The organism is Pseudomonas wadenswilerensis (assembly GCF_024749185.1).
GTDB lineage: Bacteria > Pseudomonadota > Gammaproteobacteria > Pseudomonadales > Pseudomonadaceae > Aquipseudomonas > Aquipseudomonas wadenswilerensis.
Window position 1 is genome coordinate 792,879 of the sequence record NZ_CP087191.1, and the last position, 23,159, is coordinate 816,037.

Sequence of the window (23,159 nt, forward strand, 5' to 3'; positions counted from 1 at the left end):
AGCACAGGGGCAGATACAAAAAAGCCCGGCTCAAGAGCCGGGCTTTTTCACATCATGCCGCTGTGCTTACTTGCCGTACACCGGCAGCTTGGCGCAGATGGCCTTGACCTTCTCGCGAACGGCGTCGATCACCGCTTCGTTGTTCAGGTCGGCGAGGATGTCGCAGATCCAGCCAGCCAGTTCTTTACACTCGGCTTCTTTGAAGCCGCGAGTGGTCACAGCCGGGGTGCCGAAGCGCAGGCCGGAGGTGACGAACGGCGAACGTGGGTCGTTCGGTACCGAGTTCTTGTTGACGGTGATGAAGGCGCGACCCAGGGCGGCGTCGGCATCTTTACCGGAGATTTCCTGCTTGATCAGCGACAGCAGGAACAGGTGGTTCTCGGTACCGCCGGAAACCACGTCGAAACCGCGCTCGATGAACACGCCGGCCATGGCCTGGGCGTTTTTCACCACTTGCTGCTGGTAGGCCTTGAACTCAGGCTGCAGCGCTTCCTTGAAGCAGATGGCCTTGGCGGCGATCACGTGCTCCAGCGGGCCGCCCTGGGCGCCCGGGAATACTGCGGAGTTCAGCTTCTTCTCGATCTCGGCGTTGGCGCGAGCGAGGATCAGGCCGCCACGTGGACCGCGCAGGGTCTTGTGGGTAGTGGTGGTGACCACGTCGGCGAACGGCACCGGGTTCGGGTACACGCCTGCAGCGACCAGACCGGCTACGTGAGCCATGTCGACGAACAGGTAGGCACCGACCTTGTCGGCGATTTCGCGGAAACGCGGGAAGTCGAGGATCTGCGAGTAGGCCGAGAAACCGGCAACGATCATCTTTGGCTTGTGCTCGACCGCCAGGCGCTCGACTTCGTCGTAGTCGATCAGGCCGTTGGCGTCGATGCCGTACTGGATGGCGTTGTACAGTTTGCCCGAGGAGCTGACGTTGGCGCCGTGGGTCAGGTGACCGCCGTGGGCCAGGCTCATGCCCAGGATGGTGTCACCGGCCGACAGCAGGGCCAGGTAGACGGCGCTGTTGGCTTGGGAGCCGGCGTGCGGCTGGACGTTGGCGTAATCGGCGCCGAACAGTTCCTTGGCACGGTCGATGGCCAGTTGCTCGACCACGTCGACGTACTCGCAACCGCCGTAGTAGCGCTTGCCCGGGTAGCCTTCGGCGTACTTGTTGGTCAGCACCGAGCCCTGGGCTTCCATGACAGCGGGGCTAGTGTAGTTTTCCGAGGCGATCAGCTCGATATGTTCTTCCTGGCGCTGAGCTTCTTGCTCCATGGCGGCAAAGAGATCGGCGTCGTACTTGGCAATGGTCAAATCACGGCTGAACATGGCGGTCCTCAAGGATCGTGCTGAAATAGGCGGGCATTCTACCTCATCAGCTTTTGTCTGGCATATGAAAGGGCATCATGTCGCAGACAAGTGGGCTTCATTCAGGGATCGGTGGTGCTCCAATCGCTGGCAAGCCAGCTCCCACAAGGAACGGTGCATGCAGAACCTGTGGGAGCTGGCTTGCCAGCGATGGGGCTACTCGAACATGAACAGCGTTTCGTTGCTGAATTGCGCTTCGAACTGATGCGCCGGCATCGGCCGCCCGAACAGGTAACCCTGTACCTCGTCACAGCCGTGCTCACGCAGGAACTCCAGTTGCTCATGGGTTTCCACGCCCTCGGCGATCACCGCCAGGTTCAGGCTGTGGGCCATGGCGATGATCGCCCGGGCGATCTGCGCATCCTGTTCGCCCTCGGGCAGGCCGTCGACGAAGGTACGGTCGATCTTCAGCACGTCGATGGGGAACTGCTTGAGGTAGTTGAGCGACGAATAGCCGGTGCCGAAGTCGTCGACGGCGATGCTCAAGCCCAGGTTCTTCAGGCTGTCGAGGATCACCATGGCCTCGTTGACCTCGCGCATCAGGATACTTTCGGTCAGCTCCAGCTCCAGACACGCCGGCGGCAGGCCGGTTTCCTTGAGGATGGTGGCGATGCGTTCGCCCAATTGACCATCAGAGAACTGCCGTGCCGAGATGTTCACCGAGACCTTCGGCACCCGCACCTTGGCCTGGTGCCAGGCCTTGAGCTGGCGGCTGGCCTCCTTGAGCACCCAGTCGCCGACATCGACCACCAGGCCGAGCTCCTCGATCACCGGGATGAAATCCCCCGGCGGTACCAGCCCGCGCCGCGGATGGCGCCAGCGCAGCAGCGCTTCGGCACCGGTCAGGCGCTTGCCGTCGCCGCTGAACTGCGGTTGGTAATAAAGGATGAATTCGTTCTGTTCCAGGGCGTGGCGCAGGTCGCTTTCCAGCTCCAGGCGCTCCAGGGCACTGGCGTTCATGTCGGCCTGGTAGAACTGGAAGTTGTTCTTGCCGCGTTCCTTGGCGTGATACATGGCGGTGTCGGCGTTCTTCATCAGCTGGCTGAGCTCGCTGCCATCTTGCGGGCTGAGGGCGATGCCGATGCTGGCGGTGACGAAGAACTCGCGGTTCTCCAGCACGAATGGCCGCACCAGGCTGCCGAGAATCTGTTCGGCCACGTGGATGGCGCGGTTCAGGGCCATTTCGCGGGTGGCGCGCGGTTGCAGCAGCAGGGTGAATTCGTCGCCGCCCATGCGCGCCACGGTGTCGTCGTCATCGACGCAGTCGAGCAGGCGCTCGGCCATGTCCTTGAGCATGCGATCGCCCGCGGCATGGCCGAGGGAGTCGTTGATCGGCTTGAAGCGGTCGAGGTCGAGGAACATCAGCACCACCCAGGCCTTCTGCCGCTCGGCCTGCTGCAGGGCCGTGTGCAGGCGGTCCTGGAACAGGGTGCGGTTGGGCAGGTGGGTCAGGGCGTCATAGTAGGCCAGGCGATGGATGCGCTGTTCGCTGGCCTTGCGCTCGCTGATGTCGGTAAAGAAGCACACGTAGCTGGCCAGGTCGCCTTCGTCATCGAGCACTGCGGTGATGCCGACCCAGGCCGGATAGTGTTCGCCGCTGCGGCGCTTGAGCCACACTTCGCCTTCCCAGGTGCCGCGCTGGTGCAGCTGCTTGAGCACGTAGCGCAGGTGGGCATCCTGATGCTCATCGACGGTCAGCAGGCTCGGCAACTGGTCCAGTACATCGGCCACGGCATAACCACTGACGCGGCTGAAGGCTTCGTTGGCCTGGACGATGTAGCCGGCCGGGTCGGTGATGAGGATTGCCGAGGTCGAGTGCTCGAATACCGTGGCGGCCATGCGCAGGTCTTTCTCGGCGCGGCGTTGCTGGCTGATGTCGCGGCCGACGCCAAGGATGCCCTCGAAACGCTCCTGGTCATCCCAGACCAGCACCAGGCGCAACTCGATAGGGATCTTGCGGCCATCGGCGCGCAGGCAGTCGAACAAAAACAGCTGGGTCGGCAGTTGGGTGCGCAACTGCTCCAGTTGCTCGGGGTCGCCCAGGGCCTTGTTGACCCGCTCGACCAGGCTGTAGATGCCGGTGAGCTGGGCCGGGTTGGCGATGGTCGAGTGCCAGCCGTTTTCGAAGATCCACTCCACTTCAAAGCCCAGGACCGCCTGGATCGACGGGCTGACGTAGTTCAACTGCAGCAGGCTGTCGGTGGAGAAGATCACGTCGCTGATGCTTTCGGCGAGCATGCGGTAGCGTTGCTCACTGTCGCGCAGGGATTCGCTGGCTTCGATCTGTTCGGTAACGTCCTTGCCGACACCGATGATCCGCGTCACGCAGCCTGCGTTATTGCGGGTCAGGGCCTGTTCGCGGATGTCGAAGCGGCGCCAGCACTGGTCGTGGTGGCGGAATCGCAGTTGGCAATGCAGTTGCTCGACATAACCCGAGTTGCGTTGCTGCTGGCGCAATTGCCGGTAAAGCTGGGCATCGTCCGGGTGCAGCAGCAACTCCCAGAAATGATCGCCCATCTGCGCCAGCTCGGTGCGACTGTAGCCCAGGGTCTGGCCCAGGTTGCGGTTGCTGAAGATCATCAGCTGGCTTTGCACGTCTTGCACGTACAGCTGGTCGGGCACGGTGCGTACTACGTCCGACCAGAAACTTTCGCGTTCGAGCAGCGACAGCTCGACCTGCTTGCGGCTGGTGATATCGCTGATGCTGAGGATCACCGCCTGGTAATCACGGCGCTGCTGCGGGAAACGCACCATCAGCCACAGGTGCAGGTCCTCGCCATCAGCCACCGGCAGGCGCACCTCCAGCTCCAGCTGTTGCTGGTTGTCGAGGATTGCCCCGAGCAGCTGGATGCCGATGCCGTCGTTGTCGGTCTGCGCGCCTTCGACCAGGCGCTGCCAGGCACTGTCGCAGCAATTGACACCGAGCAGTTGCAAGGCCACCTGGTTGACTTCGGTGACCTTCAGTTCTTGCAGCAGCGCCCGGCGCAATGGCTGGTCGAAGGCCAGGCGCTGCTCAAGGGCCGGGCGGCTGCGCAGGCGATAACGTTCGAGCTGGCCGGGCAGGCCGGAGAGGTCGAGTACGCACAGGGCGACCCCGGTGCCTTCGAAAATGTCGTGGTAGCGCCGGCGGCTTTCCTGCAGCAGGCGATGACGACGGCGCATGTTGATCAGGGCCAGCAGCGGGATCAGCGCGCAGAACAAGCCGAGCATGCATTTGCCGATCAGTGCCGGCAGCAGTTGCTGGCGGGCCAGGCCGGCATCGAACAGGCCGCGCAGTTGCCAGGTGCTGTTGTCGAGGAACGCCAGCATCACGCTTTGTAGCGGCTCGTCGCTGCCGGGCGTCGGCTGGTGACGGTTGATGATCTCGCCGGTGCGGCTGTTTTCCAGCAGCCACAAAGGATGATCCGGGCGGTCCAGGTGAGTGGTCAGGTCACTGTAGTAGCTCGGCGCCAGGCGCAGGAGCCAATAGCCGCTGGGGGCTTTCCCCGGCTGGCGCAACAACAGGTAGACCTGCTGGTTGTCGGCGCTGTTGCTGTAATAGAAGTCGCGGCCCTGGTTGAGCCGCAGCAACTCGTCCAGCGCCTGGTAATCGGGCGTACCGTTCAGGCTGTCGGCTTGCAGGCTGCCATCGGCGCCGACCCAGGCGACACTGAGCAGGTTCGGTTGTTGCTGGCGCAACTGGGCGATGACGTTCGGCAATTGCTCAGGGCCAGGCGACGAGCGGTATTGCTGGACCTGATTGAGCGCCACCTGGGCCTTCAGCGCCATGTTCAGGCTCATGTGATCGGCGAGCTCGGCACTGTCGTTCAAGCTCTGCTGATACTGGTCAGCCTGGGTATGACGGAACTGGGCAATCAACTGCCACAGCAGCAGGCCGAGCAGCAACAGGACCAACAGGGCCAGCGCGCCTTTCAATGAGCCGCGCAGCGGCGAGCCTGACGCAGTGGCCGGCTTGCGCAGGGAGGACGGCTGAGTGAGATTGGTCAAACGTTGATCCTGCGGTATGGCTGGATGGCAGGTTTAGAGCTGCTGGTTGGCAAGTGCCGCGTTCCTGGCGACGGCTCCGGTTGCGCACTATAAGCCGGACGCCCGAAGGGCGGCTAGCATGCCCGCAAACGTGGCAAAGTGCCAGCCCTGTTCGTCGGCGGTTTGCCCAACCCGGCGCATTGCGGTAGCTTTGGCCCTTTCCTGGGGGCTACGGCTCCCTTCATCTGTTTCGCTTCTATTTTTTCGTCTCTGACGCTAGGTTTTCCATGGCTCAATACGTCTATACCATGCATCGGCTGGGCAAAGTTGTCCCGCCGAAGCGGGAAATTTTGAAGAACATCTCCCTGTCGTTTTTCCCAGGCGCCAAGATCGGCGTGCTCGGCCTCAACGGCTCGGGTAAATCCACCCTGCTGAAAATCATGGCGGGTGTAGACACCGAGTTCGACGGCGAAGCCCGTCCGATGCCGGAACTGAACATCGGCTACCTGCCCCAGGAGCCACAGCTGGACCCGTCCAAGACCGTGCGTGAAGTGGTCGAGGAAGCGGTCAGCGTGATCAAGGACGCCCAGGCGCGCCTGGACGAGGTCTACGCTGCCTACGCCGAGCCGGATGCCGACTTCGACAAGCTCGCCGCCGAACAGGCCAAGCTCGAAGCCATCCTCCAGGCCAGCGACGGCCACAACCTCGAGCGTCAGCTGGAAGTAGCCGCCGACGCCCTGCGCCTGCCGGCCTGGGAAGCCAAGGTCGAGCACCTGTCCGGTGGTGAAAAACGCCGTGTGGCCCTGTGCCGCCTGCTGCTGTCGGCCCCGGACATGCTCCTGCTCGACGAACCGACCAACCACCTGGATGCCGACTCCGTCGCCTGGCTGGAACACTTCCTCCACGACTTCCCGGGCACCGTGGTAGCCATTACCCACGACCGTTACTTCCTCGACAACGTCGCTGGCTGGATTCTCGAACTCGACCGCGGCGCCGGTATTCCGTACGAAGGCAACTACTCGGGCTGGCTGGAAGCCAAGTCCGATCGTCTGGCCCAGGAATCCAAGCAGCAGTCGGCCCACGAGAAGGCCATGAAGGAAGAACTGGAGTGGGTGCGCAAAGGCGCCAAGGCTCGTCAGTCCAAGTCCAAGGCCCGCCTGCAACGCTTCGAAGAAATGCAGTCGCAGGAATTCCAGAAGCGCAGCGAGACCAACGAGATCTACATCCCGGCAGGTCCGCGCCTGGGTGACAAGGTCATCGAGTTCAAGAACGTCTGCAAGGGTTATGGCGATCGCGTGCTGATCGACAACCTGTCGTTCGCCATGCCCAAAGGTGCCATCGTCGGCGTGATCGGCGGTAACGGTGCCGGTAAATCGACCCTGTTCCGCATGCTGATGGGCAAGGAACAACCGGACTCGGGCAGCATCGAGATCGGTGACACCGTGCAACTGGCCTGCGTTGACCAGAGCCGTGAAGACCTCGACGGCAACAAGACCGTGTTCCAGCAGATTTCCGACGGTTCCGACCAGTTGCGGATCGGCACCTACGAGATCCCGTCGCGCACCTATGTTGGCCGTTTCAACTTCAAGGGCGGTGACCAGCAGAAGTTCGTCAAGGACCTCTCTGGTGGTGAGCGCGGCCGTCTGCACCTGGCCCTGACCCTGAAAGAGGGCGCCAACGTCCTGCTGCTCGACGAACCGTCCAACGACCTGGACGTGGAAACCCTGCGTTCGCTGGAGGAAGCCCTGCTGGACTTCCCGGGCGCCGCCATCGTGATCTCTCACGATCGCTGGTTCCTTGACCGTGTGGCCACCCACATCCTGGCCTACGAAGACGATTCGCAGGCGGTGTTCTTCGAAGGCAACTACACCGAGTACGAAGCCGATCGCAAGAAGCGCCTGGGCGAAGCTGCTGCCCAGCCGCACCGCGTACGGCACAAAAAACTGGCATAACCCTCAGGGTTCTGCACTGGAACGGGGCCTTCGGGCCCCGTTTTTTTGCCCAAAATTTACCGCAGCCCAGTAGGAGCGGGCTTGCCCCGCGGTGCGCTACAACATGTATACACTTATACAAATGCACCATTTAATTTCATAAAAACGACATGTCGCCCTGTTGCGGTGCGGTTGCTTCTTGGTAAAGTCGAGGAAAAAACATAAGTCCAACTCTATCTGGTGAATGTCTACATGATCGAATCTGTCGAAGATTTTCTCGCTCGCCTCAAGCAACGCGACCCCGCCCAGCCTGAATTCCATCAGGCCGTCGAAGAGGTGCTGCGCAGCCTCTGGCCGTTCCTCGAAGCCAATCCGCATTACCTGCAGGCCGGTATCCTCGAGCGTATGGTCGAGCCGGAGCGGGCGATCCTGTTCCGCGTGTCGTGGGTCGATGACCAGGGCAAGGTCCAGGTCAACCGCGGCTACCGCATCCAGATGAGCAGTGCCATCGGCCCGTACAAGGGCGGCCTGCGTTTCCACCGCTCGGTAAACTTGGGCGTGCTGAAATTCCTGGCCTTCGAGCAGGTGTTCAAGAACTCCCTGACCTCGCTGCCTATGGGCGGCGGCAAGGGCGGCTCGGACTTCGATCCGAAGGGCAAGAGCGATGCTGAGGTCATGCGCTTCTGTCAGGCGTTCATGAGCGAGCTGTACCGCCACATCGGTGCCGACCTCGACGTGCCGGCCGGTGACATCGGCGTCGGCGCCCGCGAAATCGGTTTCATGTTCGGCCAGTACAAGCGCCTGGCCAACCAGTTCACTTCGGTGCTGACCGGCAAGGGCATGACCTACGGCGGCAGCCTGATTCGCCCGGAGGCTACCGGCTACGGCTGCGTGTACTTCGCCGAAGAGATGCTCAAACGCCAGGACCTGCGCATCGACGGGCGCCGGGTGGCCATCTCCGGTTCCGGCAACGTTGCCCAGTACGCCGCGCGCAAGGTCATGGACCTGGGCGGCAAGGTGATTTCGCTGTCCGACTCCGAAGGCACCCTGTACTGCGAAGCCGGCATGACCGACGAGCAGTGGGATGCGCTGATGGAGCTGAAAAACGTCAAGCGCGGCCGTATCAGCGAGCTGGCCGAGCGTTTTGGCCTGGAGTTCCGCAGAGGCCAGCGGCCCTGGAGCCTGGCGTGTGACATCGCCCTGCCATGCGCGACCCAGAACGAACTGGACGCCGAAGACGCCCGCACCCTGCTGCGCAACGGCTGCCTCTGCGTGGCCGAAGGCGCCAACATGCCGACCACCCTCGAGGCTGTGGATATCTTCATCGAGGCCGGCATCCTCTTCGCCCCGGGCAAGGCGTCCAACGCCGGCGGCGTGGCCGTCAGTGGCCTGGAGATGTCGCAGAACGCCATGCGCCTGTTGTGGACTGCCGGTGAAGTGGACAGCAAGCTGCACAACATCATGCAGTCGATCCACCACGCCTGCGTGCATTACGGCGAAGAGAACGGCCGGATCAACTACGTCAAGGGCGCCAACATCGCCGGCTTCGTCAAGGTTGCCGACGCCATGCTGGCCCAGGGCGTGGTCTAAGCCTCGGGTTCGATGGCGACGATCTCGATCGACAGATCCCCTGCCGGTCGTCGCCACAGCACCTCGTCACCGGGCGCGCCTCCCAGCAACGCCCGGCCCAGGGGTGAACCCCAGTTGATCAGGCCGCTGGCGGCATAGGCCTGGTCTTCACCGACCAGTTGCACCTGATGCTGGCGGCCCTGCTCATCGACGAACCGTACCCGGCTGCCAATCTGCACTTTTTCATGGGAAGTGGCGGGCGCGACGACCTGGGCGCTTTGCACCCGGGCGCTGAAGTAGCGCAGGTCGCGTTCGGTTTCGGCCAGACGCTGCTTGTCGGTCTGGTCGCCCTGGCTCAGGAGTTCGCTGCGCAGGCTGTTCAGTTCGGCGAGCCGTTGTTGCAGCAGGGTCAGGCCACGGGCAGTGACATGGTTGGGTTGCTCGCTGACCCGGCGCTCCACCGGCTGGTTGGCCTGGTCGGCGGCCTGGTCTTCGTTGACGAATGCTCGGCTCATGAGGGCCTCCTTTCATGGGAGACCATGCTGACAGTCCCGCAGTTGCATCGGATGTCCGATTGCGACCTACTTGCGTCGATAGGCGCGCGCGGCATCCCGATCTTTTTCTTCCTGCCACTGCTCATCACGATCCTCCCAGTGACGGGCCCGGTATTCCTGCAGGTCCTGGTTCTCCTGCATGGCGTGGCACTGGCGAAAGCCATCGTCCCAGCCGGACTCATACTGGCGGTTGTGCAGGTAACGCGGTACGTCCTTGCGAAAATCCCCGGCCATCACCCCGGCGGCCTGGCGGCCGCTGCTGCAACCGTCCTGGAAACCATCGGCGTAGGCCGGTGGATAACCCTGATTGATCAGTTGCTCGTGGGTTGTCTGGCAACCCGCAAGTACACCCATTAGCGCTACTGCCAGCCAATACCGCCGCATGTTCAGACTCTCCGCTTGCCAGGGAAAGTCTAGGTGGGGAATTGTTGGTGGCGTGTCAAAAGGATGTGATCAGGGTATTGGGGCTGCTGCGCAGCCCATCGCCGGCAAGGCCGGCTCCCACACTGGACTGTGTACACCTGACCTGTGGGAGCTGGCTTTGCCAGCGATGCAAGGCGCAGCCTTACTAATACTGGTACCACTTAAGCTCCAGCATCACCTCGTTCTGCGCCGACGCCAACTTGCTGAAGTCGCGGCTGGCACTGAGCCGCAGGCCCAGGTCACGGGACAGCTCCCACTGCTGGTTCAAACTCAGGCTACGACGCACCTCGCCATTGGTGAAGTAGTCGGCCTTGGCCTCGACACTCAGGTTGCCCAGTGGATTGCGCCACAGCAGCCCGGTATTGAAGCCCGCTGCCGGGGCAATGAACCCGGCGAAGTCATTGTTGTGCTCGACCCGCACTGTGCCCAAGGCAAAGCCAAGCAGGTCATCGGCCAGCTGCCAGGTACCGCCGGCACCGCCGTTGACGTGGCTGACCAGCACCTCATCGCCATGCTTGCCCAGCACTCGCTCAAGCCCCCCGGCGACCTGCCACGACCAGGGTTGCAGCAGGGCATTGCGCGGGGTCAACGAGCGAATGGTGGCCAGGTCCAGGCGTTGCACCTGCCAGTCGTTGCCTTCGTACTGGCGCAGCTTGAGCTGAAGGATCTCGATCTGTGCGCCGAGGGGGAAGCCGTAGGCATTGTCGTTGAGGTCGTGATAGGCCATGCGCAGGCCATACTCGGCATAGGCGCGATCATCGCGGCTGCCCAGGCCCAACTGCCAGGTGCGCGACTGATGGCCGTCTTCAGGCAGCCCCGGGCGCTCGATTTCAAGCTCCGGCGGCGGGTTGCGGTTGATTGCCCGCAGCAGCTCGAAGCTGCGTTGGGTGCGTGCCGGATCACGCTCCTGGCCGTTGGCCCGGTAACGTTCCAGGCGATAGGCGGCGTCCTGCACCAGGGCCTGGCGCTCGCGGGGCAGGGCGGTGAACGCTGGGCTTTGCAGTTGTGCGGTGTCGGCACTGACCGCCAGCACTTGCTGTTGCTCGCTGGCATCCAGCGGCTTGGCCCGCTCCAGCAGTTCACGTTCGCGTGACGGCCGATAGTCGATGCGCTCGACCAGGCCGGACTGCTTGACCGCCTTGACGGTGTCGGTGGGGATTGCGGTCAACGGGAATTGCGACGTCAGGTCCAGGCTCGGGCGCGCCACCTGCAACAGTTCGAGCAGGCGGTAGGAGCAGTTTTCGTCGAAGAAGAAGTAGTCGAACTGGATCTGCTTGAGTTCCCAGACATGCTCGACCATGCGCCCGGTTTCTTCCGGGGTCAGGTTCAGTCGGTATTCCCACAGGTCGCGGTTTTCCAGGCTGCGGTACTCGGAGAGCTTTTCCTGGTAGGGCACCAGGGCGAACAGGCCCGGATAGCCGCCCATCAGGCCTTTCCAGGCGTAGAGGATGCTGTTGTCGCTGCCTTCGATGTAAGCGCCGAAGTTGATTGCGTAGCTGAGCAGGGCGGTTTCGTTGCTCTGCACATCGGCCTGGTCGATCCGCAACAAGGTGTGGCCGAACATCGACGACGGGCTGTTCAGGTAGGCGGCCGGGAAGATCATCACCGCACTGTGCGGCGAGACGTCCTTGAACCACTGGCTGTATTCCTTGCAGTCCGGGCTCGGCAGGTCGGTCAGCTGCAACTGCTCGCGCAGCCAGCGGGTACGCGCCGGGAACACGCACTGGGCGTGTTTGTCGCCGAGGCTCGCCGGTGCGTACAGCGCGTTGACGGTGGCGCGCAGTTCCTGGTCCGGGTGATGGGCGCCGTCTTCGGCGAGAAAGAAGCGCTGGTCGTCGACGTAGCTGCGCCAGCCGCCAAGCTTGGCCGTCTCGTAATGACCGAGGGCGATCCAGTAGCGGTCGGCCGCCAGTTGCTTCAGGCGTGCGTCATCGAATGAAGGGGCAGCATGCAGCGGGGCGCAGGCACAGAGCGCCAGGTAGGCAAGGCGTTTGAGCATGTCGGGCAACTAAGTCTGAATGATGCCGATAGAGGCGGACAACAACCCGCCCCGGTGACGGGGCGGGTGGGCCGAGCTTAAGCCTGGGTGGCGTATTTGGCCAGGCGCGGATCGCTTTTCAGCACCGCGAGGGTGTTGCTGTGCACGTCTTCAGCCGTTACGTCGGCGGTCTTGAAGATGTCCTGGAAGTGTTGATGGGTAACCGCGGCAAAGTGCGCGCGATCTTCCGGGGCGACGCCAAGCACCACGGCATAGGTGGTCAGTGCTTCACCTTGACCCTTGGCCATGTCTTCGGAGAGTTCGTTCATCATGCCGTTCATGGCGAACCATGATTTACCGCCATAGGTCAGCGCAGAGTTGGTCGAGCAGCCGTTGGTGCCCGAGGTCATGCCGAAAGTGGCGTTACCGGACGTGCCGTTGGTGGTGGACGCAAGGAAGTGGGCCGGTGTGCCGCGTTGGCCCTCGAACAGCATGTTGCCCCAGCCGCAGTCCGGTCCGCCAGGCGCCTGGGCCATGGCATTGAGTGAGACCGCGGTGAACAGAGTACCCAGAAGAATCCGTTTCATAGCATTGTTCTCTTTCTAGAATTACATACCAAAGGTCAGGGTTGTCTGGCATATCTGTAGGACCAGTTGCCAGGGCGGGTCGGTTATTTACCCAGCCGCGCAGTTTGGAGTTTAGGCACGATCTAACGGTTCCGTGATTTATTGCGAAAGATTGCCTGAAAATATTGACGTAGATCGGCTTTTCGCCCCTGCGACAATTAGCAGCGATGAGCCTTGCAAGGCGCACGCGCACGGCGCCAGAATGCTGACATCCGCCCCGCCGAAGTAAGGAAGCCCGATGCCCGATCCTGTCGCTGCGAGCCTGCGTCTTGCGCCCGAAGCCCTGACCCGGCCGTTTTCCGCTGAACAGTTCGCTTTTTCCACCACCAATGATCTGGAGCCTTTTCGCGGTGTGCTTGGCCAGGAACGTGCGGTCGAAGCCTTGCAGTTCGGCGTCGCCATGCCGCGTCCTGGGTACAACGTATTCGTCATGGGCGAGCCCGGTACTGGCCGCTTCTCGTTCGTCAAACGCTACCTCAAGGCCGAAGGCAAGCGCCTGCAAACGCCGTCGGACTGGGTCTATGTCAACAACTACGACGAGCCACGCGAGCCGCGCGCGCTGGAGTTGCCACCGGGCAGCGCCGGGGCGTTCATCAGCGACATCGGCGGTCTGATCGACAACCTGCTGGCAACCTTTCCAGCGGTCTTCGAGCACCCGTCCTACCAGCAGAAGAAGAGCGCCATCGACCGCGCCTTCAACCAGCGTTACGACCGCGCCCTGGATGTGATCGAGCGCGCCTCGCTGGAAAAGGACGTGGCCCTGTACCGCGACAGCAGCAATGTCGCCTTCACCCCGATGGCCGACGGCAAGGCGCTGGATGAAGCCGAATTCGCCCAGTTGCCGGAAACCGAGCGGGAGCGTTTCCACGACGATATCGCCGTCTTGGAAGAGCGCCTCAACGAAGAGCTGGCGAGCCTGCCGCAATGGAAGCGCGAATCGAGCAACCAGCTACGCCACCTCAACGAAGAAACCATCACCCTGGCCTTGCAGCCATTGCTGGCGCCGCTGTCTGAAAAGTACGCAGAAAACGCCGCCGTCTGCGCTTATCTGCAGGCCATGCAGGTCTACCTGCTGCGCACCGTGGTCGAACAGCTGGTCGATGACAGCAAGACCGACGCCCAGGCGCGCAAGCTGCTCGAAGAGCAGTACGCGCCAAGCCTGGTGGTCGGCCATCACGTCAGCGGCGGCGCGCCGGTGGTGTTCGAGCCGCACCCGACCTACGACAACCTGTTCGGCCGTATCGAATACAGCACCGACCAGGGCGCGCTTTACACCACCTACCGGCAACTGCGCCCGGGTGCCCTGCACCGGGCCAACGGCGGTTTCCTGATCCTCGAAGCCGAGAAGATGCTCAGCGAGCCGTTTGTCTGGGACGCCCTCAAGCGCGCCTTGCAGTCACGCAAGCTGAAGATGGAGTCGCCGCTGGGCGAGTTCGGCCGCCTGGCCACCGTCACCCTCAACCCGCAGATGATCCCGCTGAACATCAAGGTGGTGATCATCGGCGCACGGCAGTTGTACTACGCCCTGCAGGATCACGATCCGGACTTCCAGGAGATGTTCCGGGTGCTGGTCGACTTCGACGAAGACATCCCCATGGTCGACGAGAGCCTGGAGCAGTTCGCCCAGTTGCTCAAGACCCGCACCAGCGAGGAGGGCATGGCGCCGCTGAGCGCCGATGCGGTGGCGCGCCTGGCCACCTACAGTGCGCGCCTGGCCGAGCACCAGGGGCGTTTGTCGGCGCGCATCGGCGACCTGTTCCAGCTGGTCAGCGAGGCGGACTTCATCCGTCACCTGGCCAACGACGAAATGACCGACGCCGGGCATATCGAGCGCGCCCTCAAGGCCAAGGCCACCCGTACCGGTCGGGTGTCGGCGCGGATTCTCGACGACATGCTGGCCGGCATCATCCTGATCGACACCGACGGCGCCGCGGTGGGCAAGTGCAACGGCCTGACCGTGCTGGAAGTCGGCGATTCGGCTTTCGGTATACCGGCGCGGATTTCCGCCACGGTCTACCCGGGTGGCAGCGGCATCGTCGACATCGAGCGCGAGGTCAACCTCGGCCAGCCGATCCACTCCAAGGGGGTGATGATCCTCACCGGTTACCTGGGCAGCCGTTATGCCCAGGAATTCCCCCTGGCGATCTCGGCGAGTATCGCCCTGGAGCAGTCCTACGGTTATGTCGACGGTGACAGTGCGTCGCTGGGCGAGGCTTGCACGCTGATCTCGGCCTTGTCGAAAACCCCGCTCAAGCAGTGCTTCGCCATCACCGGCTCGATCAACCAGTTCGGTGAAGTGCAGGCAGTGGGTGGGGTCAACGAGAAGATCGAAGGCTTCTTCCGCCTGTGCGAAGCACGTGGCCTGACCGGCGAGCAGGGGGCAATCATCCCGCGCGCCAACGTCGCCACTTTGATGCTCGATGAGCGAGTGCTGCAGGCGGTGCGCGCCGGCATGTTCCACGTCTACGCAGTGAGCCAGGCCGACGAGGCCTTGAGCCTGCTGGTCGGTGAGCCTGCCGGTGAGCCGGATGAAGAGGGCCAGTTCCCTGAAGGCAGCGTCAACGCCCGGGTGGTGGAGCGCTTGCGGGTAATCGCCGAGATGATCAGCGAAGAGGACCTCAAGGAGGCAGAAAAGGAGCAGGCCGAACAGGCCCTGGCCCAGGTCAAACCGTCCTGATTTGAGTGGTACGAGTCAAAAAAACGGCGCTAAATGGAACATGACCATTCGGCGCCGGTTTTTCCACGCATGGGCGGAATTCTTCTATTCTTCAGTTCAGGGACAGTCGTAGGTACAGGAATGAGACAGCCTTCACCTGAGGGCTGAACAAGGGTTTACCGAGGACCTTCGCCATGCCGCGCAGCCTCAGCCTCACCCGTCAATGCCTGGGCCTGGTGACCCGCATTGAATGCAGTATCCGCCCACTGGCCGGTGACAACGGCATGTGGACCCTGCTGTTTGCCGCCGGCATGGCTGGCGAGCAGCCTTCTGCGATCAAGGCCCAGGGGCCGTTTCACGGGCCGTTCGTGGCCGAATCGGTACTCAACGCCATTGTCGACAGCCTGACCCTGCACGGTTATCAGCTGGCCGACGATCCGCAGATCTGGTGCGTGCACCTGCAAGCCCAGCTGCGCCGGATCAACGGCGAACGCGTCCATCACGTCGGCGACTTCCAGTTCCATCCGGAAACCTGAGACGCCTGCGCCACGCCTGTGGCAGCGTGCCACGGGCTTTTTCTGTCATGGGTGGCTGTTATACTCGCGCTCGCTTTTTTGCCAACCTGACGAGTTTTCAATGGAACGTATTATCGAAAATGCGATGTATGCCTCGCGCTGGCTGCTCGCGCCGATCTATTTTGGTCTGTCGTTGGGCCTGCTGGCGCTGGCACTGAAGTTCTTCCAGGAGATCTTCCACGTCCTGCCCAACGTCTTCGCCCTGGCTGAAGCCGACCTGATCCTGGTGCTGCTGTCGCTGATCGACATGGCCCTGGTTGGCGGCTTGCTGGTGATGGTGATGATTTCCGGTTACGAGAACTTCGTCTCGCAACTGGACATCGACGAAGACAAGGAAAAACTCAGCTGGCTGGGCAAGATGGACTCGTCTTCGCTGAAGATGAAGGTCGCTGCCTCGATCGTGGCGATTTCCTCGATCCACCTGCTGCGGGTGTTCATGGACGCGCGCAACATCGAGACCCAGTACCTGATGTGGTACGTGATCATCCACATGACCTTCGTGGTCTCGGCCTTTGCCATGGGTTACCTGGACAAGGTCACCAAGCACTGATCAGGCGTTGAGCCGGTCAACAACCGCCCGTCCGTTGCAAAACGGACGGGCGGTTGCGTTTTTGCCTTGTGCTTTGTACACGGCTGTACAAAAAATGAACGGTCACTCGAAGTTCCAGTAATGAGGTATCGCAATGAACCTTCAACAACTGAGCACCGAGGCCAGGGCCGGTCATGTCGAAGAGCTCAATCTGATCGCCATCGAAGGTGGTGACTTTTTGATTGAGGCCCGGGTAAAAGGCCATGCGCATCCGTTAGTGGATAAGCTCGGCAAGCGTCTGCAAGTGCATTCGGTGGTCGATGCGCAACGCCTGCTTGAAGGCTTGCCCGCTGTGCCGCTGCACCTGGTGCACTGGTCGATGGACGACGAGATGTGTGGCGGCGGCGATGCCGGTAACGGCGACCTGAAAATACCGATGCCACGCCGTTCTGCCTGGTAGCTGATCTGCGCCAGCGCAGTGTGCTAGGCTGCTCGCCCTTTTCATAAAGGGCGCGGCTGTCATGCGCCCTGCAGCGGAGCAAGCAAATGTCCGAACTCAACCTGTCTACCGACGAAACTCGCGTCAGCTACGGCATCGGCCGTCAGCTGGGTGGCCAACTGCGTGACAACCCGCCACCAGGCGTAAGCCTGGACGCCATCCTGGCCGGCCTGACCGATGCCTTCGACGGCAAGGAAAGCCGCGTCAGCGAAGCCGACCTGTCGGCCAGCTTCAAGGTCATCCGCGAAATCATGCAGGCCGAAGCGGCTGCCAAGGCCGAAGCGGCCGCTGGCGAAGGCAAGGCCTTCCTGGCTGAAAACGCCAAGCGTGACGGCATCACCTCCCTGGCTTCGGGCCTGCAGTTCGAAGTGCTGACCGCAGGTGAAGGCGCCAAGCCAAGCCGCGACGACAGCGTGCGTACCCACTACCACGGCACCCTGATCGACGGCACCGTGTTCGACAGCTCCTACGAGCGCGGCCAACCAGCCGAGTTCCCGGTCAGCGGCGTGATCGCCGGCTGGACCGAAGCCCTGCAACTGATGAATGCCGGCAGCAAATGGCGCCTGTACGTTCCGAGCGAGCTGGCTTACGGCGCTCAGGGCGTTGGCAGCATTCCGCCGCACAGCGTGCTGGTGTTCGACGTCGAGCTGCTGGACGTTCTGTAAGAACGTCAGAGGGCCTTTCGGCCCTCATCGCTGGCAAGGCCAGCTCCCCACAGGGTTGGTTCACACCGGTCCGTTGTGGGAGCCGGGCTTGCCCCACGATGCTGTTCAGTTCCAATCGGTCCCACCGCCAGGGCGCAACGCCCGCGCATAGCAGAACAGGAACAGGTTCCTCACCAGTTCCTTGAGCACACTCGGCTCACTCGAATTCAGGCCATTGAGATCCAGGTCACCCTGGTCGCGCAGTTCGTCCAGTGCTTCTTCTTCAAGCACGGCACAGACCTCGCCGGTTTCCCGGTGCAGGATGCGCAGGTATGGATGGGGGCGGTCAAGCCAGGCGTCTATCAGATAAGTCATGGCTATTCTCCTTGAAAGCGTTCAATGAGAATAATTCTTATTATCAAAATAGCAAGTGCCTATTGGCGGTTTTTTCCCGGCTGTGGGCTGTCGAGGCCGCAGGGCGGCCCCGAAACCCACCAGAATCAGACCTTGCGGACGAATTCCGATTTCAGCTTCATCGGGCCGATGCCGTCGATCTTGCAGTCGATATCGTGGTCGCCATCGCACAGGCGGATGTTCTTGACCTTGGTGCCGACCTTGACCACCAGCGAGGTGCCCTTGACCTTGAGGTCCTTGATCACGGTGATGGTGTCGCCGTCCTGCAGGACGTTGCCCACTGCATCCTTTTTCACCGTTTCGTCGCTGGCCGCTTCGGCTTCACCGGCAGCCGACCACTCGTGGGCGCACTCGGGGCAGATCAGCTGGGCGCCGTCTTCGTAGGTGTATTCGGAGTTGCATTTGGGGCAGGGTGGCAAAGTGCTCACTAAGGTTCCTCAAGACGTACAGGTACAAAACCTACATTGTATAGGGTTTTGACCGTCTGAGGCTAATCGGGCCCATCGAGCGATGGGCCGGAGCAGGGGATCAGTGCGTGCGGGCGACGGCGAACTCGCTGAGCTCGACCAGCGCATCGCGGTACTCGCTGGCTGGCAGCACGTCCAGGCAGGCGATGGCGCGGGCCACGTAGTCGCGGGCCAGCTTGGCGGTGTAGTCCAGCGAACCGGACGCCTCAACGGCTGCGCGGATGCTCTCGAGGTCTTCGATGCCGCCTTTCTGGATCGCCTGACGTACCAGCGCGGCCTGTTCGGCGGTGCCTTCGCGCATGGTGTAGATCAGCGGCAGGGTCGGCTTGCCTTCGGCCAGGTCGTCACCGACGTTCTTGCCCAGGGTCTGCGCGTCGCCCTTGTAGTCGAGCAGGTCGTCGACCAGCTGGAAGGCCACGCCCAGGTGGTCACCGAAGGTGCGCAGGGCTTCGCTCTGCTCCTCGGAGGCCTGGGCCAGGGCCGCGGCGCTGTGGGTCGAAGCCTCGAACAGCATCGCGGTCTTGCCGCGGATGACGTCCATGTAGACTTCTTCGGTGGTGCTGGCGTCGCGGACCTTGGACAGTTGCAGGACTTCGCCTTCAGCGATCACCCGGGTGGCCTTGGAGAGAATCTGCATGACCGGCATCGAGCCCAGTTCGACCATCATCTCGAACGAGCGCGAGTACAGGAAGTCACCGACCAGCACGCTCGGCGCGTTGCCCCACAGGGCGTTGGCGGTCGAGCGGCCACGGCGCATGCCGGACATGTCGACGACGTCGTCATGCAGCAAGGTGGCGGTGTGCAGGAACTCGATGGTGGCGGCCAGCAGGCGCAGGTCGTCGCCTTCGCGGCCCAGGGCCTTGCCGCACAGCAGTACCAGCAGCGGGCGCAGGCGCTTGCCGCCGGCCGAGGTAATGTAGTCGCCGATTTTCGATACCAGCGGTACACGCGAAGTCAGCTGTTTCTTGATGATCTCGTCAACGGCGCTGAAGTCGTCGGCTACCGCACGGTAGAAAGCTTGGGGTTGCATCGGCCACAGGTGCTCCATAAAGGTTGCGCGGCATGCTAGGTCGCGGGTCCCGGCGTGTCAAGGCGCGCTGCCTGCGGGCCGGGGGTGGGACTTGCAAGCAAAGCGGGGCTTGCGTACAATCGCGCACCCTGAACTTCCTGGGCAGCACCTGCCTTACGCAATTGCACTGGGCCGTTCCAGCCCTATGCAGCCATGCCAGCCAATACTCTTCCTATAAAGAGCTGGGTGAGCAGGATTATCGGAGAAATACCCATGTACGCAGTAATTGTTACCGGTGGCAAGCAGTACAAAGTCGCCGAAGGTGAATACCTGAAAATCGAAAAACTGGAAATCGCCACTGGCGAATCCGTGACTTTCGACCGCGTTCTGTTGGTTGCCAATGGCGACGACGTGAACATCGGCGCTCCAGTCGTTGCTGGTGCCAAGGTTGTCGCTGAAGTGATCTCCCAAGGTCGTCACGACAAAGTTCGCATCATCAAGTTCCGCCGCCGTAAGCACCACATGAAGCGTATGGGCCACCGCCAGTGGTTCACCGAAATCAAGATCACCGGTATTTCGGCGTAATCGCCTGAATCCATTTCTGGAGAATTGAACCATGGCACACAAAAAAGCTGGTGGTAGTACCCGTAACGGTCGCGACTCAGAAGCCAAACGCCTTGGCGTGAAGATGTATGGCGGCCAGGCTATCATTCCTGGCAACATCATCGTGCGTCAGCGCGGCACCCAATTCCACGCTGGCTACGGCGTTGGCATGGGCAAGGATCACACCCTGTTCGCCAAGATCGCGGGTAAGATCAAGTTCGAAGTAAAAGGCGCCTTCGGTCGTCGTTACGTGAGCGTTGTCGCCGAGTAATCGCGCGAACGCTGGAAAAGCCCTGTCTCGCGACGGGGCTTTTTCGTTTGTGGGGTGAGTCTCTTGCAAAGCTGTTTGTATGGGCTGCCGGCGTGGGTTGTTACTGTCGTGACGGGGCCGCCGCGCTCACTTTTGCAAGAGCCTTATGTCTTTGTGTCACTCAGCTCGTCCAGCTGACGAGAGGCGGTTTTTATGAAGTTTGTTGACGAAGTATCGATCCGGGTCAAAGCCGGTGATGGCGGTAACGGTTGCATGAGCTTCCGCCGCGAAAAATTCATCGAGAACGGTGGTCCCAACGGCGGTGACGGTGGCGACGGCGGCTCCGTGTACATGGTTGCCGACGACAACCTCAACACCCTGGTCGACTACCGTTACACCCGTCATTTCGAGGCCCAGCGCGGCTCCAACGGCGGCAGCACCGACTGCACCGGCAAGAAGGGCGACGACCTGATCCTGCGCGTGCCGGTCGGCACCACGGTGATCGACTCGGCCACCCAGGAAGTCATCGGCGACCTGGTCAAGCCAGGCCAGAAGCTGATGGTGGTCCAGGGCGGCTGGCACGGCCTGGGCAACACCCGTTTCAAATCCAGTACCAACCGTGCGCCACGCCAGACCACCCCGGGCAAACCGGGTGAGCAGCGTGATCTGAAGCTGGAAATGAAAGTACTGGCTGACGTCGGCCTGCTGGGTTTGCCAAACGCCGGCAAGAGCACCTTCATCCGCTCGGTATCGGCCGCCAAGCCGAAAGTCGCCGACTACCCGTTCACCACCCTGGTGCCGAACCTGGGTGTGGTCAGTGTCGACCGCTGGAAGAGCTTCGTCATCGCCGACATTCCCGGCCTGATCGAAGGCGCCTCCGACGGTGCCGGCCTGGGTATCCGCTTCCTCAAGCACCTGGCGCGTACCCGCCTGCTGCTGCACCTCGTCGACCTCGCGCCGCTGGATGAAAGCAGCAGCGCCGATGCCGCCGAAGTCATTGTCAACGAGCTGACCCAGTTCAGCCCGTCGCTGGCCGAGCGTGACCGCTGGCTGGTGCTGAACAAGACTGACATGCTGATGGACGACGAGCGTGACGAGCGGGTCAAGGAAGTGGTCGAGCGTCTGCAGTGGGAAGGTCCGGTTTATGTGATCTCGGCCATCTCCAAGCAGGGTACCGAGCAGCTCAGCCGCGACATCATGCGCTACCTCGAAGATCGCGCCGACCGCCTGGCCAACGACCCGGCCTACGCCGAAGAACTGGCTGACCTGGATCAGCGCATCGAAGACGAAGCCCGTGCCCAGCTGCAGGCCCTGGACGACGCCCGCGCCCTGCGCCGCAGCGGCGTCAAGAGCGTGCACGACATCGGCGACGACGATGACGACTGGGATGATGAGGACGACGAAGACGGCCCGGAAATCATTTACGTGCGCGACTGATTCGTTGCAGTACACTAAACGCCGCTCTCAGGAGCGGCGTTTTGGTATCTAAAGATCTGAATAGGTTGGAAGAAGATGCGGAGCAAGGTGACGGGTGCGCAGCGCTGGGTCGTGAAAATCGGCAGTGCCCTGCTGACAGCAGATGGCAAGGGCCTGGATCGCGCGGCCATGGGTGTCTGGGTCGAGCAGATGGTGGCGTTGCATGAGGCAGGTGTCGAACTGGTGCTGGTGTCGTCCGGGGCGGTTGCCGCCGGGATGAGCCGTTTGGGCTGGGCCAAGCGACCGAGTGCGATGAATGAGCTGCAGGCGGCGGCTTCGATCGGCCAGATGGGCCTGGTGCAGGCCTGGGAGTCGAGCTTTGCCGAGCATGGCCGGCATACCGCGCAAATCCTTCTGACCCACGACGACCTGTCTGACCGCAAGCGCTACCTCAACGCCCGCAGTACCCTGCGCACCCTGGTGGAGCTGGGTGTGGTGCCGGTGATCAACGAGAACGACACGGTGGTCACCGACGAGATCCGCTTCGGCGACAACGACACCCTGGCGGCGCTGGTGGCCAACCTGGTGGAAGCCGACCTGCTGGTGATCCTTACCGACCGCGACGGCATGTTCGATGCCGACCCGCGCAACAACCCCGACGCGCAGCTCATCTATGAAGCCCGCGCCGACGATCCGAGCCTCGACGCGGTAGCCGGTGGTACCGGCGGTGCCCTGGGCCGTGGCGGCATGCAGACCAAGCTGCGTGCAGCGCGCCTGGCGGCGCGTTCCGGTGCTCACACGATCATCGTTGGTGGTCGCCTGGAGCGCGTGCTTGACCGGCTCAAGGCTGGGGAGCGCCTGGGCACCCTGCTGTCGCCCGAGCGCGGCATGCTCGCCGCGCGCAAGCAGTGGCTGGCCGGGCACCTGCAGACCCGTGGCACCCTGGTGCTCGACGAGGGTGCGGTGAAGGCGTTGCGCAAGGACAACAAGAGCCTGTTGCCGGTGGGCGTCAAGACCGTGCAGGGCAGCTTTCGCCGTGGCGAGATGGTGGTCTGCGTCGGCCCGGACGGCCTTGAAGTCGCCCGGGGCCTGGCCAACTACAGCGCCCTGGAAGCACAGAAAATCATTGGCCAGCCATCGGACGCGATCGAGACCCTGCTGGGCTACATCGCCGAGCCGGAACTGGTGCACCGCGACAACCTGATTCTGGTCTGAGGAAATACGTGTGTTCAAAGGGATAGTTGCAGCGGCGCTGCTGGCATTGCCGGTACTGGCGTCGGCCGAGGAGATTGGCCAGGTATCGACGGTGTTCAAGATCGTCGGGCCGAATGACCGCATCGTCGTCGAAGCGTTTGATGATCCGAAGGTGGAAGGCGTGACCTGCTACCTGTCGCGGGCCAAGACCGGCGGTTTGAAAGGCGGCCTGGGCCTGGCTGAAGACCGTGCCGAAGCGTCGATCGCCTGCCGTCAGGTCGGGCCGATTCGCTTCAAGGAACAGCTCAAGGACGGCGACGAGGTGTTCAAGGAGCGCACCTCGCTGGTGTTCAAGACCATGCAGGTGGTGCGCTTTCTCGACAAGAAGCGCAATACCCTGGTCTATCTGGTGTACTCGGATCGTGTGATCGAAGGCAGTCCGCAGAACGCGGTAACGGCGATTCCGATCTTGCCGTGGGCTCAGTAAAACCGAGTTG

The 23,159-nt window shown here is 62.3% G+C and carries 21 protein-coding genes; 12 read left to right on the forward strand and 9 right to left on the reverse strand.

Annotated elements, in window-relative coordinates; genetic code table 11:
- Window positions 1-66 precede the first annotated feature (66 nt).
- Both glyA and LOY45_RS03515 read right to left on the reverse strand, forming a co-directional pair.
- Window positions 67-1,320 carry a serine hydroxymethyltransferase gene (glyA, locus tag LOY45_RS03510; protein ID WP_038997233.1) on the reverse strand — a complete coding sequence of 418 codons (1,254 nt, stop codon included), beginning with the start codon at window positions 1,318-1,320 and terminating at the stop codon, window positions 67-69.
- A 195-nt stretch (window positions 1,321-1,515) separates the two neighbouring features.
- A complete protein-coding gene (locus tag LOY45_RS03515) occupies window positions 1,516-5,346 on the reverse strand; it encodes a sensor domain-containing protein (RefSeq protein ID WP_134064339.1) in 3,831 nt (1,276 codons plus the stop codon).
- A gap of 266 nt (window positions 5,347-5,612) precedes the next feature.
- On the opposite strand from LOY45_RS03515, the gene ettA reads away from it, so the two are divergent.
- Both ettA and gdhA read left to right on the forward strand, forming a co-directional pair.
- The gene (gene ettA / locus LOY45_RS03520; RefSeq protein WP_115088784.1) at window positions 5,613-7,277 is read left to right on the forward strand and encodes an energy-dependent translational throttle protein EttA; all 1,665 of its coding nucleotides are present in this window, start codon (window positions 5,613-5,615) and stop codon (window positions 7,275-7,277) included.
- 231 nt (window positions 7,278-7,508) lie between these two features.
- Window positions 7,509-8,846 (forward strand): NADP-specific glutamate dehydrogenase, encoded by a 1,338-nt coding sequence (gene gdhA, locus LOY45_RS03525; RefSeq protein ID WP_115088783.1) that lies wholly within the window; start codon window positions 7,509-7,511, stop codon window positions 8,844-8,846.
- Here the strand turns inward: gdhA and LOY45_RS03530 are convergent.
- From LOY45_RS03530 to LOY45_RS03545, 4 genes are all read right to left on the reverse strand, one after another.
- Window positions 8,843-9,340 (reverse strand): GreA/GreB family elongation factor, encoded by a 498-nt coding sequence (locus tag LOY45_RS03530; RefSeq protein WP_258578759.1) that lies wholly within the window; start codon window positions 9,338-9,340, stop codon window positions 8,843-8,845. The two genes, gdhA and LOY45_RS03530, sit on opposite strands and share 4 nt — an antisense overlap.
- Window positions 9,341-9,406: 66 nt before the next feature.
- A complete protein-coding gene (locus LOY45_RS03535; RefSeq protein ID WP_258578760.1) occupies window positions 9,407-9,763 on the reverse strand; it encodes a hypothetical protein in 357 nt (118 codons plus the stop codon).
- 184 nt (window positions 9,764-9,947) lie between these two features.
- Window positions 9,948-11,801, reverse strand: a complete 1,854-nt coding sequence (locus tag LOY45_RS03540) for a DUF7840 domain-containing protein (protein WP_115088780.1) — start codon at window positions 11,799-11,801, stop codon at window positions 9,948-9,950.
- A 77-nt stretch (window positions 11,802-11,878) separates the two neighbouring features.
- Window positions 11,879-12,367, reverse strand: a complete 489-nt coding sequence (locus LOY45_RS03545; RefSeq protein WP_010226385.1) for a DUF3015 domain-containing protein — start codon at window positions 12,365-12,367, stop codon at window positions 11,879-11,881.
- 277 nt (window positions 12,368-12,644) lie between these two features.
- Between LOY45_RS03545 and LOY45_RS03550 the strand changes: the two genes are divergently transcribed.
- The 5 genes from LOY45_RS03550 to LOY45_RS03570 all read left to right on the forward strand — a co-directional run bounded on the left by LOY45_RS03550 (window position 12,645) and on the right by LOY45_RS03570 (window position 17,330).
- Window positions 12,645-15,083, forward strand: a complete 2,439-nt coding sequence (locus tag LOY45_RS03550; protein ID WP_233674639.1) for a Lon protease family protein — start codon at window positions 12,645-12,647, stop codon at window positions 15,081-15,083.
- 173 nt (window positions 15,084-15,256) lie between these two features.
- The gene (locus LOY45_RS03555) at window positions 15,257-15,598 is read left to right on the forward strand and encodes a PA4575 family protein (protein WP_010226382.1); all 342 of its coding nucleotides are present in this window, start codon (window positions 15,257-15,259) and stop codon (window positions 15,596-15,598) included.
- 100 nt (window positions 15,599-15,698) lie between these two features.
- Window positions 15,699-16,187 carry a TIGR00645 family protein gene (locus tag LOY45_RS03560; protein ID WP_038997223.1) on the forward strand — a complete coding sequence of 163 codons (489 nt, stop codon included), beginning with the start codon at window positions 15,699-15,701 and terminating at the stop codon, window positions 16,185-16,187.
- Window positions 16,188-16,320: 133 nt separating this feature from the next.
- Window positions 16,321-16,626: a DUF6482 family protein gene (locus LOY45_RS03565; protein ID WP_258578761.1), complete on the forward strand. Its 306-nt coding sequence runs from the start codon at window positions 16,321-16,323 to the stop codon at window positions 16,624-16,626.
- An 86-nt stretch (window positions 16,627-16,712) separates the two neighbouring features.
- Window positions 16,713-17,330, forward strand: coding sequence for a BamJ family beta-barrel-assembly machinery protein (locus LOY45_RS03570; protein WP_115088777.1), 618 nt, complete (start codon window positions 16,713-16,715; stop codon window positions 17,328-17,330).
- Window positions 17,331-17,435: 105 nt separating this feature from the next.
- On the opposite strand, the gene LOY45_RS03575 is transcribed toward LOY45_RS03570, so the two are convergent.
- The 3 genes from LOY45_RS03575 to LOY45_RS03585 all read right to left on the reverse strand — a co-directional run bounded on the left by LOY45_RS03575 (window position 17,436) and on the right by LOY45_RS03585 (window position 19,220).
- The gene (locus tag LOY45_RS03575) at window positions 17,436-17,684 is read right to left on the reverse strand and encodes a PA4570 family protein (protein WP_038997219.1); all 249 of its coding nucleotides are present in this window, start codon (window positions 17,682-17,684) and stop codon (window positions 17,436-17,438) included.
- A 125-nt stretch (window positions 17,685-17,809) separates the two neighbouring features.
- A complete protein-coding gene (locus LOY45_RS03580; protein WP_095162336.1) occupies window positions 17,810-18,151 on the reverse strand; it encodes a zinc ribbon domain-containing protein YjdM in 342 nt (113 codons plus the stop codon).
- A gap of 100 nt (window positions 18,152-18,251) precedes the next feature.
- Entirely contained in the window at window positions 18,252-19,220 is a 969-nt protein-coding gene (locus LOY45_RS03585; protein ID WP_010225693.1) for a polyprenyl synthetase family protein, read from the reverse strand.
- Window positions 19,221-19,472: 252 nt separating this feature from the next.
- Here LOY45_RS03585 and rplU point away from each other — a divergent pair, with 252 nt between their 5' ends.
- From rplU to LOY45_RS03610, 5 genes are all read left to right on the forward strand, one after another.
- Window positions 19,473-19,784, forward strand: a complete 312-nt coding sequence (rplU, locus tag LOY45_RS03590) for a 50S ribosomal protein L21 (RefSeq protein ID WP_010225695.1) — start codon at window positions 19,473-19,475, stop codon at window positions 19,782-19,784.
- A gap of 31 nt (window positions 19,785-19,815) precedes the next feature.
- The gene (gene rpmA, locus LOY45_RS03595) at window positions 19,816-20,073 is read left to right on the forward strand and encodes a 50S ribosomal protein L27 (protein WP_010225698.1); all 258 of its coding nucleotides are present in this window, start codon (window positions 19,816-19,818) and stop codon (window positions 20,071-20,073) included.
- A 192-nt stretch (window positions 20,074-20,265) separates the two neighbouring features.
- Complete coding sequence (gene cgtA, locus LOY45_RS03600) at window positions 20,266-21,489, forward strand: Obg family GTPase CgtA (RefSeq protein WP_115088776.1); 1,224 nt, start codon at window positions 20,266-20,268, stop codon at window positions 21,487-21,489.
- A gap of 75 nt (window positions 21,490-21,564) precedes the next feature.
- On the forward strand, window positions 21,565-22,683 hold the full coding sequence (proB, locus tag LOY45_RS03605; protein WP_258578762.1) for a glutamate 5-kinase: 1,119 nt from the start codon (window positions 21,565-21,567) through the stop codon (window positions 22,681-22,683).
- Window positions 22,684-22,693: 10 nt separating this feature from the next.
- A complete protein-coding gene (locus LOY45_RS03610; protein WP_177414911.1) occupies window positions 22,694-23,149 on the forward strand; it encodes a CreA family protein in 456 nt (151 codons plus the stop codon).
- The last annotated feature ends 10 nt before the right edge of the window (window positions 23,150-23,159 follow it).